Source organism: Streptomyces sp. BPTC-684 (genome assembly GCF_030028635.1).
Lineage (GTDB): Bacteria > Actinomycetota > Actinomycetes > Streptomycetales > Streptomycetaceae > Streptomyces > Streptomyces noboritoensis.
Map to the genome: position 1 here is coordinate 3,229,716 of NZ_CP124863.1, position 13,515 is coordinate 3,243,230.

The 13,515-nt window shown below is 71.4% G+C and carries 12 protein-coding genes; 10 read left to right on the forward strand and 2 right to left on the reverse strand.

Features of this window, described 5'->3' with window-relative positions; translation table 11 throughout:
• The first annotated feature begins 41 nt into the window (after positions 1-41).
• From recR to QIY60_RS14465, 10 genes are all read left to right on the forward strand, one after another.
• The gene (gene recR, locus QIY60_RS14420; protein ID WP_283142798.1) at positions 42-641 is read left to right on the forward strand and encodes a recombination mediator RecR; all 600 of its coding nucleotides are present in this window, start codon (positions 42-44) and stop codon (positions 639-641) included.
• Positions 634-1,293: a DUF5063 domain-containing protein gene (locus QIY60_RS14425; RefSeq protein WP_283142799.1), complete on the forward strand. Its 660-nt coding sequence runs from the start codon at positions 634-636 to the stop codon at positions 1,291-1,293. Before recR ends, QIY60_RS14425 begins: the two co-directional genes overlap by 8 nt.
• A gap of 467 nt (positions 1,294-1,760) precedes the next feature.
• A complete protein-coding gene (locus tag QIY60_RS14430) occupies positions 1,761-2,525 on the forward strand; it encodes a hypothetical protein (protein WP_283142800.1) in 765 nt (254 codons plus the stop codon).
• Positions 2,526-2,563: 38 nt separating this feature from the next.
• Positions 2,564-2,839: a hypothetical protein gene (locus QIY60_RS14435; protein ID WP_283142801.1), complete on the forward strand. Its 276-nt coding sequence runs from the start codon at positions 2,564-2,566 to the stop codon at positions 2,837-2,839.
• Positions 2,836-3,225 carry a twitching motility protein PilT gene (locus QIY60_RS14440; protein ID WP_283142802.1) on the forward strand — a complete coding sequence of 130 codons (390 nt, stop codon included), beginning with the start codon at positions 2,836-2,838 and terminating at the stop codon, positions 3,223-3,225. Before QIY60_RS14435 ends, QIY60_RS14440 begins: the two co-directional genes overlap by 4 nt.
• Positions 3,226-3,728: 503 nt before the next feature.
• Complete coding sequence (locus tag QIY60_RS14445; RefSeq protein ID WP_283142803.1) at positions 3,729-5,720, forward strand: tetratricopeptide repeat protein; 1,992 nt, start codon at positions 3,729-3,731, stop codon at positions 5,718-5,720.
• Positions 5,721-5,919: 199 nt separating this feature from the next.
• Positions 5,920-7,191 carry an aspartate kinase gene (locus QIY60_RS14450; protein ID WP_283142804.1) on the forward strand — a complete coding sequence of 424 codons (1,272 nt, stop codon included), beginning with the start codon at positions 5,920-5,922 and terminating at the stop codon, positions 7,189-7,191.
• Positions 7,188-8,243 (forward strand): aspartate-semialdehyde dehydrogenase, encoded by a 1,056-nt coding sequence (locus QIY60_RS14455; RefSeq protein ID WP_283142805.1) that lies wholly within the window; start codon positions 7,188-7,190, stop codon positions 8,241-8,243. Before QIY60_RS14450 ends, QIY60_RS14455 begins: the two co-directional genes overlap by 4 nt.
• Positions 8,244-8,538: 295 nt before the next feature.
• Complete coding sequence (locus tag QIY60_RS14460; RefSeq protein WP_101388993.1) at positions 8,539-9,207, forward strand: SigE family RNA polymerase sigma factor; 669 nt, start codon at positions 8,539-8,541, stop codon at positions 9,205-9,207.
• Positions 9,204-10,535 (forward strand): hypothetical protein, encoded by a 1,332-nt coding sequence (locus tag QIY60_RS14465; protein ID WP_283142806.1) that lies wholly within the window; start codon positions 9,204-9,206, stop codon positions 10,533-10,535. The genes QIY60_RS14460 and QIY60_RS14465 overlap by 4 nt, the downstream gene beginning before the upstream one ends.
• 153 nt (positions 10,536-10,688) lie before the next feature.
• Here QIY60_RS14465 and QIY60_RS14470 read toward each other — a convergent pair whose 3' ends face one another.
• Both QIY60_RS14470 and QIY60_RS14475 read right to left on the reverse strand, forming a co-directional pair.
• Positions 10,689-11,453: an SURF1 family protein gene (locus tag QIY60_RS14470; RefSeq protein WP_283142807.1), complete on the reverse strand. Its 765-nt coding sequence runs from the start codon at positions 11,451-11,453 to the stop codon at positions 10,689-10,691.
• A 189-nt stretch (positions 11,454-11,642) separates the two neighbouring features.
• Positions 11,643-13,445 carry a prolyl oligopeptidase family serine peptidase gene (locus tag QIY60_RS14475; protein ID WP_283145926.1) on the reverse strand — a complete coding sequence of 601 codons (1,803 nt, stop codon included), beginning with the start codon at positions 13,443-13,445 and terminating at the stop codon, positions 11,643-11,645.
• Between the last annotated feature and the right edge of the window lie 70 nt (positions 13,446-13,515).

Genomic DNA, 13,515 nt, shown 5'->3' on the forward strand with positions numbered 1-13,515 from the left:
AACTACCGTAAGCACCCGGAAGACCCACGAGAGGCAGTCCGTTGTACGAAGGCGTGGTCCAGGACCTCATCGACGAGTTGGGCAGGCTGCCCGGCGTCGGTCCCAAGAGCGCGCAGCGGATCGCCTTCCACATCCTCCAGGCCGAGCCCGCCGACGTGCGCCGGCTCGCGCACGCCCTGCTCGAAGTGAAGGACAAGGTCCGGTTCTGCGCGGTGTGCGGCAACGTGGCGCAGGAGGAGCGGTGCAACATCTGCCGCGACCCGCGCCGCGACGAGGCCGTCATCTGCGTCGTGGAGGAGCCGAAGGACGTCGTGGCGATCGAGCGGACCCGCGAGTTCCGCGGCCGCTACCACGTGCTCGGCGGCGCCATCAGCCCCATCGAGGGGGTCGGCCCGGACGATCTGCGCATCCGCGAGCTGCTCGCCCGGCTCGCCGACGGCACGGTCACCGAGCTGATCCTGGCCACCGACCCGAACCTGGAGGGCGAGGCGACAGCGACGTACCTCGCCCGCATGATCAAGCCGATGGGCCTGCGGGTCACCCGGCTGGCCAGCGGACTCCCCGTCGGGGGAGATCTGGAGTACGCGGACGAGGTCACGCTCGGGCGGGCCTTTGAAGGAAGGCGACTTCTCGATGTCTGACGCAACGCTGCACGCGGCCAACCAGGATCCGGACTCCTTCGCGGTCCAGATCGCGGACCAGGTCGAGTCCTTCATCGTCGCGGTCACCGAAGTGGCCAAGGGCGACGAGCCGGACAGCGCGGTGCCGTTCCTGCTCCTCGAGGTCTCCCAGCTGCTGCTCGCGGGCGGCCGCCTCGGCGCGCACGAGGACATCGTCCCGGACGAGCGGTACGAGCCGGACCTCGGCCCCGAGCAGGACGTCGACGAGCTGCGCGAGCGGTTCGCGGCGCTGCTCGAACCCATCGACGTGTACTCCGAGGTCTTCGACCCGTACGAGCCGCGCAAGGCGCCCGTGCCCTGCCGCATCTCCGACGACCTGGCCGACGTCGTCACCGACCTGCGCCACGGCCTCGCCCACTACCGCGCGGGCCGCACCACCGAGGCGCTGTGGTGGTGGCAGTTCTCGTACTTCTCCAACTGGGGCTCCACCGCCTCCGCCACCCTGCGCGCCCTCCAGTCGCTGGTCGCCCACGTCCGCCTCAACCAGCCCCTCCAGGAGCTGGACGGCCTCGACACGGACGAGGACCTGACGGAGGAGTCGCTCGCCGAGGAGGCGGGCCGCGTGATGGCCGAGGAGATCGCGGGGCCGCTGGGCCTGCGTACGGTCAAGTAGCCGTACGAGGTCCGGTGGACTTTGTCGTAGCAGCTCGTCCCGGGGCTTGAGCCCCGGGCCCCGAGCTCCAAAACCAGGTTTTGGGTGGGGTCTTCAGGAGGTTGGGCTCCGCCCAACCGACCCAGTTTGTACGGAAGTTGAGGCCGATCACCCACAAGGGTGACTTTCCGTGATCGAGTTGCGTCGGAAAGTAAAGGCACCCTAGGTTCGCGGCATAAGAACGGCCCCGGCCGGTGCGCCAACACCGGTGCCGGGACCTGACCTACGTCGAAAGCGACTTTTCGATCGTGGCTTACCGCGACTTTAGTCCTGCTCTCCCCACTCGCGCACACCCCATGGCCAATAAGGGCTATGGAAAGCGCCATGCGGGTGACCAGATTCCGCCCCCCGAATCGAACTTCGCGCATCTGTCCAGGCGGGCGGCGGAGATCGCGATCTTCATCTGCGCCCTCGCGGAGGGTGCGGCCATGGGGTACAAGGTTCTCGCCGCGCACCATCCGGGCCATGGCCAGCAGGGCTGCCGCTCGGCCCTGAACGAGCTGACCGTCGCCGGGCATCTGCGCCGCGTGAAGGAACACCTCACCCTGACCAACGGCAGCATGAGGTGGGTGACCAGGACGTATTGGACGCCGGTGGCCCGGTCCGACGAGTGGTGGGCCGCGTTCGTGCGCAGTGTGGACGGCATCGATGTCACCGCGGAACGCCGGGGCGGCCTCGTCCATGTGCGGGACGAGGCCGAGGAACCGGCGCCCGCCGAGCCCAAGCTGCCTGCCCAGCCGGTGGAGCCCGCGCGCTCCACCGCGTACAACGCGCTCGCTCAACTCGGCGACACAGACCCGCAGATGACGCTGTCCGCCGCCGAGTGCGACGCCCTCGAACCGCTGGCCGCCGAGTGGCTGGCGCGGGGCGCGACCCCCGAACACCTCATCCGCACGCTGACCTCCGGACTGCCCCAGCCCGTGCGCAGTGCGGGGGCGTTGGCCCGTAACCGACTGGAGACGAAGATGCCCCCGAAGAAGACGCCGAAGGCCACGGGCCGGGCTCGCGTGACCCGCGTGATCATGGCCTGCATGGGGTGCGACGAGGACGAACGCACCACGTCGATCATCGACGGGCTGTGCCTCGAATGCTTCCGCGAGGAGCAGCTGGAACCGGTACTACCGGACCTCCGCAAGGTGCCGGCCACCTTCCTCCCGGCGCATCGGCAGCCGGGATACGACAACGAGGAGTGACCTGTTGCGCTCCGCCCAGTCCGTATTACGTTTGGAATATGGCAGAGAAGGCGAAGTTCAGCGTGAGTCTCGATGCTGAGCTCGGCGAGGCGCTGCGGCGGTATGCCGAGGCGGAGGACGAGCAGATTTCCGCAGTGGTCAGCCGGGCGCTGGAAGATTTCCTGGGGCACCGTCGACTGCTCCGTGACGGCCGTGACGCCATGGAGGGCTACCAGGCAGAGCAGGGCCGGTTCACCGAGGAGGAGCGGGCCGAGGCGGATGCCTGGCTCGACGGCATCCTCGGGTCCGGGGAGAAGGGGAGCCGCAGCGCGTGATCCACTTCATCTACGACAGCGGTGCGCTCATCGCCGCGGCGAAGAACGACCGCACGTTCCTCGGGCGGCACTCCAGGCTCCTGGCCAGAGACATCGTGCCGCTGGTCCCGGCAGGTGTGCTCGCGCAGTGCTGGGACACGCGTGCGATGGCAGCGAATCTCCACCGCGTGCTGCGCGGCTGCCGCGTCCTGCCCCTCACCGAGCCCGTCGCGAAGGCGGCCGCCATTCTCTGCCAGAAGAACGGCAGCACGGACGTGGTCGACGCGAGCGTGGTCCTCGCCTCGCTCGCCCATGAGTGCGCCCCGATCCTGACCGACGACCTCGGCGACATCAAGGCGTTGCTCGCATGTATGAACCGAGGGCGCGTCAAGGTGGAGCGCCCATGACGAGCGGATGACTGCGTTGTCGTAGCGAGGCCCCGACCGGAAGACGATGATGGGCTCATGGCATGGCAGCCAAGAGCATGGGTGTGGAGTGGAGCCGGGCTCCTCGTTGTCGGGGTGGTCGGGCTTGTCGTGGTCGCTGTTGCCGACCCGGGGACCGCCGACGCGCTCGTCAGTGTGATCGGAGGGGTGTGTGCCCTCGTCGGGCTGGGGGTGTCCGTGTACGGGGTGCGGCGGGGGCGGACGAGCTTGACTGCCGAGGCATCAGGGGCGCGTTCGGTTGCGGCCGGGGGCAGCATCGGGGCCGTGGCCACCGGGGACGGGGCGCCGGCCGGGCCGGCGCCCGCGATGCCGGGGGGCAGCCCCGCCGGGGGGACCATCACCGCCTCCGGGGAACGTTCCGTCGCCGCCGGTGGGGACATCGGGAGTGTGTCCACGGGGGGCGCGTGACGTCCGCCGAGGCATCAGGGGAGCGGGCCGTCGCGGCCGGGCGGGACATTCGGCACGTGGCGACCGGGGACCACGCCGTCCTCGCCGAGCATGCGACCGTACTGCCGGCGGAGGCTTTCGCGGAGGCGGAGTGCCCTGTTGGGGTGGTTAACCTTCCCTTTCGTACAGATATGTTCGTCGGCAGGGAGAGAGAACTCGCCCTGTTGGACGAGGCTTTGGAAACCGCTGGCGGGGTGGTGGTGCACGCCGTGCACGGACTCGGCGGCATCGGGAAGTCCACGCTCGCCGCGCACTGGGCGGCCCGGCGCGCCCGGGGCCACAATCCCGTCTGGTGGATCACCGCCGAGACCCCGGCCGACCTCGACGCTGGACTCGCTGCCCTCGCGATCGCTCTCCAGCCCGCCCTGGCGGGGCTCCTCCCGCAGGAGGCACTGCGAGAACGGGCCGTGCAGTGGCTGGCCACGCATGAGGGCTGGCTCGTGGTCCTGGACAACGTGACCGAACCGGACGACGTACGACCGTTGTTGGGGCGTGTGGCATCGGGGCGGTGGCTGATCACGAGTCGGCGGGCCGACGACTGGTACGGGATCGCGCGGCCGGTCGCGCTGGATGTACTGCTGCCGGGGGAAGCGGTCGAGCTCTTCACGCGGATCGTGACGCACGGCGGGCCGCGCGATGTCGAAGGTGTGGATCAACTGTGCGCCGAGATCGGGAACTTGCCGCTCGCGGTCGAGCTGGCGGCAGCGTACTGCGCGCGCACGGGGACGAGGCCGGGTGAGTATCTGGAGCTCCTCGCCCACTACCCGGCCGACATGTACGCGGAGGGGCGGCGCGCCGTCGCCCGTACATGGCGGGTGACGCTGGACCGGCTGGTGGCGGAGGACCCGCTGACGGGAGCGGTCCTGCGGGTGCTCGCCTGGTACGCGCCGGACGGGATCCCGCGATCCCTGCTGGACGGGCTGGGCTCACCTGTGGGGGTGCGGCGGGCGCTGGGCGCGTTGGCCGCGCACAGCATGGTGACACTCGGCTCAGACGGCTCGGTGTCCGTGCACCGGCTGGTGCAGGCGGTGGCGCGGACGCCGGAGGCGGGGGACCCGTACCGCCAGGCGGAAGCCGTGAGCGAGGCCATGGCGATGGCTGTCCGCATCCTTGCCGGCACTGTCCCCGGGGCTGCGCCCGAACCCGAAATGTGGGTGAAGTGGCGGCCCTTGCTTCCCCATGTCGAGGCTCTGGCCGAACACGTCTCGCGACGGTTCGAGGAGTCGGACAGGGAGTTCGCGAGCCTCCTTCGCGACCTGCAATCGGTCCTCAACAGCCAAAGGGTGGCCGCCACCGCGATGCGGCGCTTGTCGGAGCGGGCCGGCCAGGAGGAGAACCTGTGGGGCCAGGAGTTTCCGGCGTGGCAATTGCAGGCAGGCCACCTCCGTATGCTGATCACCCACTTCGAGCGCTCGCTGGCTCACTGGGTGCGGGTGTTCGGTGAGGACCACCCGAAAACACTGCGCGTCCGCAACGACCTTGCCTATGCCCACCGTGCCGCCGGAGACCTGGGAAAGGCCATCCCTCTCTACGAGCAGACCCTCGCCGCCCGCGAACGTGTCCTCGGCGCAGACCACCCCGACACCATGACCTCCCGCAACAACCTTGCGGGCGCCTACCGCACGGTCGGCGATCTGGACCGGGCCCTGCCCCTCTTCGAGCGCACCCTCGTGGCACGTGTTCGCGTCCACGGCGATGACCACCCCCAGACGCTCGTGGCACGGAGCAATCTCGCGGGTGCCTGCCGGGCGGTGGGGGACCTGGAGCGAGCCATGGCGCTGAGCGAGCGGACCTACGCCGACCGGCTGCGGCTGATGGGTGAGGACCATCCGGACACGCTCGCCGCGCTGGCCAACCTCGCGACGGCCCACCGTGCGGCGGGCGACCCTGCCCGGGCGGCGGCTCTGTACGAGAGGGTGCTGGCGGGGTTCAACCGTGTCCGAGGTGCCGACCATCCGGACACCCGATTCGTGCGCATCAACCTGACGATCGCCCGCCGCGCCCTGTGACCCGCCCCACACCCGGGCGTACGAGCGGAGCGAAGGGGCAGGTGCGCCTCCACGAGCGGACCGGATCCGTGCCCCCATCCGGGGCTCTGTCAAGATCGCATCGCGAGCGGGACATCTCACGATGTGGCACCGCCAGGGCGGATCCGGGCCGCTCGTTAGACTGAGCCGACCGCAGTAATGGACTGAGCGAGGAGCGCACGTGGGCCTTGTCGTGCAGAAGTACGGAGGCTCCTCCGTTGCCGATGCCGAGGGCATCAAGCGCGTCGCCAAGCGGATCGTGGAAGCCAAGAAGAACGGCCACCAGGTGGTCGTCGTGGTTTCCGCGATGGGCGACACGACGGACGAGTTGATCGATCTCGCCGAGCAGGTATCTCCGATGCCTACCGGCCGGGAATTCGACATGCTGCTGACCGCCGGAGAGCGGATCTCGATGGCCCTGCTGGCCATGGCGATCAAGAACCTGGGCCACAAGGCCCAGTCGTTCACGGGCAGCCAGGCCGGCGTCATCACGGACTCGGTCCACAACAAAGCGCGGATCATCGACGTCACGCCGGGCCGGATCCGTACCGCCCTCGACGAGGGCAACATCGCGATCGTGGCCGGTTTCCAGGGGGTCTCGCAGGACTCCAAGGACATCACCACGCTCGGCCGCGGCGGGTCCGACACCACGGCCGTCGCCCTCGCGGCGGCGCTCGACGCCGAGGTCTGCGAGATCTACACCGATGTCGACGGTGTGTTCACCGCGGACCCGCGTGTGGTGAAGAAGGCCCGGAAGATCGACTGGATCTCCTTCGAGGACATGCTGGAGCTGGCCGCGTCCGGCTCCAAGGTGCTGCTGCACCGCTGCGTCGAGTACGCACGCCGTTACAACATTCCGATCCACGTCCGGTCGTCCTTCAGCGGACTTCAGGGCACCTGGGTCAGCAACGAACCGCGAGGGGATCAGCAGGTGGAGCACGCCATCATCTCCGGAGTCGCCCACGACGTCTCCGAGGCGAAGATCACGGTGGTCGGGGTCCCCGACAAGCCGGGCGAGGCCGCGGCTATCTTCCGGACCATCGCCAATGCCGAGATCAACATCGACATGGTCGTCCAGAACGTGTCGGCCGCGTCCACCGGGCTGACCGACATCTCGTTCACCCTGCCCAAGGCGGAGGGCCGCAAGGCCATCGACGCCCTGGAGCGGGCCAAGGCGACCATCGGCTTCGAGTCGCTGCGCTACGACGACCAGATCGCCAAGATCTCGCTGGTCGGCGCCGGGATGAAGACCAACCCGGGCGTCACCGCCGGGTTCTTCGAGGCGCTCAGCGACGCGGGCGTGAACATCGAGCTGATCTCCACCTCCGAGATCCGCATCTCCGTGGTCACCCGCGCCGACGACGTCAACGAGGCCGTGCGCGCCGTGCACACCGCCTTCGGCCTGGACTCCGACTCCGACGAGGCGGTCGTCTACGGAGGCACCGGACGATGACCCGCAAGCCGGCGCTCGCGGTCGTCGGAGCGACCGGGGGCGCCGGCGCGGTGCTGCTCCGGATCCTGTCCCAGCACGCGGACGTCTGGGGCGAGATCAGGCTGATCGCCTCGGCGCGCTCGGCGGGCCGCAAGCTCGTCGTGCGCGGCGAGGAGACCGAGGTCCTGGCCCTGGGCGAGGAGGCGCTCGACGGCGTCGACGTCGCCGTCTTCCTGGTGCCCGAGCAGGTCGCCGCCCAGTGGGCGCCGGTCGCCGCGGCCAAGGGCGCGGTGGTCGTCGACACCTCGGCGGCCTTCCGCATGGACCCGGACGTGCCGCTGGTGGTGCCCGAGGTCAACCCCCATGCCGTACGGCTGCGGCCGCGCGGGATCGTGGCCTCCCCGCACTGCGTCACCCTCGCGCTGATCGTGGCGGTGGGCGCGCTGCACGCCGAGTACGGCCTGAGCGGGCTCGTCGTCTCCACGTACCAGGCGGTCAGCGGCGCCGGGCGGGCCGGCGTCGAGACCCTGCGCGCACAGCTCTCCCTCGTCGCGGGTACGGAACTGGGCACCGGGCCCGGCGACGTGCGCCGGGCCGTGGGCGAGGACACCGGGCCGTTCGCGGCGCCGGTGGCGCTCAACGTGGTGCCCTGGAGCGGGGATCCGGCCGACGGCGGCTGGTCCAGCGAGGAGCTGGGGCTGCGCGAGGAGACCCGCAAGGTGCTCGGCCTGCCGCGGCTCGCGGTGGCCGCGACCTGCGTCCGGGTCCCGGTGGTCACCACCCACTCCGTCTCCGTCCACGCCACCTTCGAGAACGAGGTCGAGGTGGCCCGGGCCCACGAGATCCTGGCGACCGCGCCCGGCGTGGTGCTGCTCGACGACCCGGCGGCGGGGGAGTTCCCGACGCCCGCCGACGCGGTCGGCACCGACCCGGCGTGGGTGGGACGGGTGCGGCGCTCGCCCGACGACCCGTACGCGCTCGACCTCTTCGTCTGCGGCGACAACCTCCGCAAGGGCTCGGCTTTGAACGCCGCTCAGATCGCCGAGCTGGCGGCCGGGGAATTCGGCGGCTGAACACCGGCGCGATTTCGCCGCCGGGAAGGCCACAAAGTTTGTAGGATCTGTGAACGCTCTGTGAGCAAGTCGCTGGTCTGTACCACTTGAACTGCGCCGTTGCCCTGTTACACGATTCATTTCCGTGTCCCTGCAACCGGCAGCCCGGCATGGAGCGTCTATGCGGTCGCCCATCAAGGTGCCGTAAATATCGGGGCATTGGGGAAGAGCGAGTACGCATGAGGACATTTGTCGCACTGCCAAAAACGGTGTCGTACGCGTACAACCCTGGCGGGGGGAAGCGTGTCCAACTGGCGTGGCAGAGGTTCTCGACATCAGCGCGATTCCGGTGCGCGGCGCAGTGGTCCGCCCGCTCCGGCGGCGGCCTGCCGGCGGCATGCCGGTGATCGCCCCCATGCCTACCGCGCGCCCCACCCGCGTCCCGTCCCAGCCGACGTCCGCCCGCGAGGGCACTGACGACGCCATGGCCGCTGGGACCACCGTCGACCACCTCACCGAGACCTACCGCGCGCACTACCGCTCGCTGCTCGGGCTCGCCGCGCTGCTGCTCGACGACACGGCCTCCTGCGAGGACGTCGTCCAGGAGGCCTTCATCCGCGTCCACTCGGCCCGTTCGCGCGTGCGCGAGCCCGAGAAGACGCTCGCCTATCTGCGCCAGACCGTCGTCAACCTGTCCCGCTCGGCCCTGCGCCGCCGCATCCTCGGGCTCAAGCTGCTCTCCAAGCCGATGCCCGACATGGCGAGCGCCGAGGAGGGGGCGTACGACCAGCTGGAGCGGGACGCGCTGATCAAGGCCATGCGCGGCCTTCAGCGCCGCCAGCGCGAGGTCCTCGTGCTGCGGTACTTCGCGGACATGACCGAGTCCCAGGTCGCCGAGACGCTGGGGATATCCCTGGGCTCGGTGAAGGCGTACGGCTCGCGCGGCATCGCGGCACTCCGGATAGCCATGGAGGCACCGGTATGAGCGCCAAGTGGAATGCGGGATTCGGGGACAGGGAGGACCGGCGGGGAGACGGCGACGAGCGCGGTGACCACCGCGGCCGCCGGGACGACACTTCGTACGACACGGACCGTTCGTACGGCATGGACAGTCCGTACGGCACGGACGGTACGGCCGGGGCCCGGGGGGAACACGGGCACCACGGTGAGCACGGCGACCGCGACCACGGCCGCCGCCACGGGGAGAGCACATACGGGCCCGACCGCCCTCTGGACGACCGGACTGGATACGGAATTGTGAACGACCCCTTCCCACCTGGCCTCACCCCGGACGAAGACGCGCTGCGCCGGATGCTGCACGGCGCGGTGGACGGCATGGAGCCGTCCGAGGGAGCCCTGGACCACCTGCGCCGGGCCGTCCCCGCCCGCCAGGCCCGCAAGCGGCACGCGATGGTCGGCGCGGCCGCCGCGGCGCTGCTCATCGGCACCGCGGTCCCCGCGTTCCTGCACGTCGCCAACACCGGCGCGGCCTCCGAGGACCGGCCCAGCATCGCCGGACACGGCCAGCAGACCCAGGGCGGCACCGGCGCCGCGCCGGGCGTGGAGGAGGGTGATCGGAGGGCCGACAGGCCCTCCGGCCGGACCCCCCGCACCCCGGCGCCGACCGCGACCGTGAAGCCCGAGGAGCCCGGCCGGACCGCCGTGGGCGGCACCGTGGGCGGCGAGACCGGACCCGTCGGCGGGCCCGTGCAGGTCGGCTCGCCGGTCTGCGACGCGACCGAACTCGGCGTGAAGTCCGCGCGGATCAGCAAGCCCGACGCCGACGGCAAGGTCTACGGCACGTTCCGCGTCGCCAACGTCTCGCAGAAGCTCTGCCAGGTCAGCGGGGCCGGCAAGGTCGACTTCCAGGCGCTGGGCGCCGCCGACGCCTCCCGGATCACCGTCGTGGACCACTCCACCGGCGACCCGGCGGCCCGGCTGCCCGACCCCTCGCTCGAAGCCACCGGCCTGGTCCTCAAGCCGTCGGCCGCGTACGAGATCAAGTTCGCCTGGGTGCCGTCCGAGACCTGTCCCAAGCCGCAGCCCTCGCCCGACCCCTCGCCGTCGCCGGTCAACGGAGGCGGCGGTACGACCACCGGCACCGGGACGGGTACGGCGTCGACGGGCACCGAGCCCCAGCTGGGCGGCCTCGACCCGGCGCCGCCGCCCGGCCCCCAGACGGACGGCAAGGTCGCGGTGACCCACGTCGCCGAGCCCGGCGCGCCGACCGCCGAGGCGACCATCCCCAACGCCTGCGCCGGAACGATCTACCGCACGGGCGTCCTCGCGGCCCCGGCCCCCGCGGCACCCTGACGGCTCCTCGTCCGGAGGGGGAGGAGCAGGGGGGTGCGGGGCCGGTTGGAGTCCGGCCCCGCACCGCCCCGTCCCCCCAGGGGCGCGGGGCTGTGACATTGTGCGGCTCCGCCGCGTGGGCGCGACCAGCCTCCACCGGCCCGCAGAAGAGACTCAGCCCGTACTGGTCGGCTCGGGCGCCAAGCCCAACGCCGCGTCCTCCGCCGCCTCGGCCTCGCGCCGCAGCAGCCGGAACCACATGAAGACCACGAACCCGGCGAAGACGAACCACTCGCCGGTGTAGCCGAGGTTCTGGAACGCCTTCAGGTCCAGGCCGGTGTTCTGCGGCTTCGCGGCCGGCACCGCCGTCATCCCCGAGTCGGCCTTGGCGAGCGTGATCCACGCGTCGTACACCTCGTACGGCACGAGGTTGACCAGCGACGCCGCGCTGATCATCCCGAGCTGCCCCCGAGGAAGCCCGCCCGAGGCGTTCACCCCGTCCGTCCCCGGCGTCTCGGAGGCCTGGAGCGCGCCGGCGACGGTGACCTCGCCGGTGGGCGCGGCGGGCGCCGGACGCCCCTTCGGCAGCCAGCCGCGCACCACGGGCAGCGCCTTGCCGCCGTCGGTGCGCAGCAGGGTCAGCACGTACGAGCCGCTGTGGCCGTCCACCCGGCGGTCCGGCACCAGGAACTGCTCCCCGTACCGCCCGGTCGCGCTCGCCGTGCGGCCCGAGGTCTTCTGGTCGACGGGCAGCAGCTCGCGCAGCGGTGCGGCCTGCTGCTCGGCCGGGTCGGGCCGCTCGTCGGCCGCGTTGTGCGACTGCACGCGGTCCTCGAAGCGGCCGAGCTGCCAGGACCCCATGAATACGCAGAAGGGGATGGCCAGCACGACGAAGACGTTGATCCCCCACCAGCGGGGCGTCAGCAGGAACCGGTACACACCACCACGGTACGGAATCCCTCCGGGGGGCTGGGCTGCGGGGTGCGGTGCCGGGTGCCGCCCGCGCCTTGCATCCCCGCCAGCTGCGGGCAGTCGTGCCGCTAAGGGCTGGGGGTTCCCCCTGCTCCTTAAGAGCTTGGGGGAGGGTGGGCGCGCGGCCCTCCCCGTCGCGCCGGGCTGCGCAACCCCCTACGCACCACCTCCCGATGCGGCGCCGAGGACCTTCGCCGTGAATTCCAGCTCAAGACGAACTTGCTTGATCCGCTCCTCCACCACCAGCGACCCGTGCCCCGCGTCGTACCGGTACACCTCGTGCACCGCGCCCCGCGCGGCCAGGCGGTCCACATAGTTCTCGACCTGGCGGATCGGGCAGCGCGGATCGTTGACGCCCGCCGAGATGTAGACGGGGGCCTTCACCGCGTCCACGTACGTCAGCGGCGACGACGCCTCGAAGCGCTCCGGCACCTCCTCCGGCGTGCCGCCGAGCAGCGTGCGGTCCATCGCCTTCAGCGCTTCCATCTCGTCGTGGTACGCCGTCACATAGTCCGCGACCGGCACCACCGCGAGGCCGAGCGCCCACGCGTCCGGCTGGGTGCCCAGGCCGAGCAGGGTCAGATAGCCGCCCCAGGACGCGCCCGCGAGGACCAGCTTGGCCGGGTCGGCGAGGCCGGACGAGACCGCCCACTCCCGGACCGCCGCCACGTCCTCCAGCTCGATGAGCCCGACGCGGTGCTTGAGCGCGTCCGTCCACTCCCTGCCGTATCCCGTGGAGCCGCGGTAGTTGACGCGCACCACCGCGTACCCATGGTCGAGCCAGGCCGCCGGGCCCGCCGCGAACGCGTCGCTGTCGTGCCAGGTGGGGCCGCCGTGGAGCTCGAAGACGGTCGGGAACGGGCCGGACCCGGCCGGCCGCTGGACCAGCGCGTGGATCCGGCCCCCGGGCCCCTCCACCCACGCGTCCTCCACCGGGACCGAGCCCGGTGCCTTCATGCCTGGGGGGTCGAGGACGACCGCACCCGTGGTGGAGCGCACCTCGGAGGGGCGCGCCGCCGACGACCACAGGTACTCCACGGTCCCGTCGGGCCGGGCCGTGGCGCCCGAGACGGAACCGGCCGGGGTCTCCACCTCGACCAGCTCGGCCGCCGCCAGGTCGTACCGGAACAGCTCGCTGCGGGCCTCGAAGCTGTGGACGACGAGCAGCGCCGAGCCGTCCGGGTACCACTCCGCCGCGACGTCGCCCGGCAGTTCGAGCGCGAGCTCGGTCTCCTCGCCGGACGCCACGTCCCACACCATGGGCTCCCAGCGGCCCCGGCGCTGGTGCGCGATCAGCAGCCGGGTGTCGCCGGGCAGCGGCGCGAAGCCGAGCACCTCAAGGCCGAGCTCCTCCGCGCCGCCCTTGGTGTCGTCGAGCTCGGCGGCCGTGGAGCCGTCGAGCCGGACCACGCGCAGCGCCGAGTGCATCGCGTCGCCGTGCTCGGTGTGCTCCAGGGCGATCAGCGCCCCGTCGTGCGAGAGGTCGCCGACGCCCGCCGACTCGCGGTGCCGGTAGATCTCCACCGGCGCGGTCCCGGGCCGCACGACGTGGACCGTCGTGCCGTCCTCGTCGGTGGAGCGGCCGACCACCGCCGTGCCGTCCCGGCCGAGCGCGAGGCCCGCCGGGTAGGACGGCTCCAGGCCCGGCACGGCGGGCTCGTCGTCACCGCCGCCGAACGGCTGGCGCATCCACACGCCGAACTCGTCCCCGTCGGTGTCGCTGAACCACCAGATCGACTCGCCGTCCGGCGTCAGCACCCCGTCCGTCGTCCCGTTCGGCCGGTCCGTCGCCTGGCGCTGGGCGCCGGTCGCCCGGTCCCATGCGTACAGCTCGTACGTCCCCGTCGCGTTCGACACGAACAGCGAGCGGTCCGGGGCGTCCTCCGCCCAGTCGGGGAGCCCGACCCTGGGCGCCCTGAACCGCTTCTCCCACTCCGGCATCTCGTTCATGGACCCCATCATGCGCCGCCCCGCCGACAACCCGCCCACGTCGTCCGCAGCCTGTGGACAACTTGGTGCGTGTACATGC

Excerpts from the sequence above, each read along its gene's own strand:
- QIY60_RS14425 (WP_283142799.1), top strand. The coding sequence starts at position 634 with ATGTCTGACGCAACGCTGCACGCGGCCAACCAGGATCCGGACTCCTTC.
- QIY60_RS14430 (WP_283142800.1), top strand. The coding sequence starts at position 1,761 with ATGGGGTACAAGGTTCTCGCCGCGCACCATCCGGGCCATGGCCAGCAG.
- QIY60_RS14435 (WP_283142801.1), top strand. The coding sequence starts at position 2,564 with ATGGCAGAGAAGGCGAAGTTCAGCGTGAGTCTCGATGCTGAGCTCGGC.
- QIY60_RS14455 (WP_283142805.1), top strand. The coding sequence starts at position 7,188 with ATGACCCGCAAGCCGGCGCTCGCGGTCGTCGGAGCGACCGGGGGCGCC.
- QIY60_RS14465 (WP_283142806.1), top strand. The coding sequence starts at position 9,204 with ATGAGCGCCAAGTGGAATGCGGGATTCGGGGACAGGGAGGACCGGCGG.
- QIY60_RS14475 (WP_283145926.1), bottom strand. The coding sequence starts at position 13,445 with ATGGGGTCCATGAACGAGATGCCGGAGTGGGAGAAGCGGTTCAGGGCG.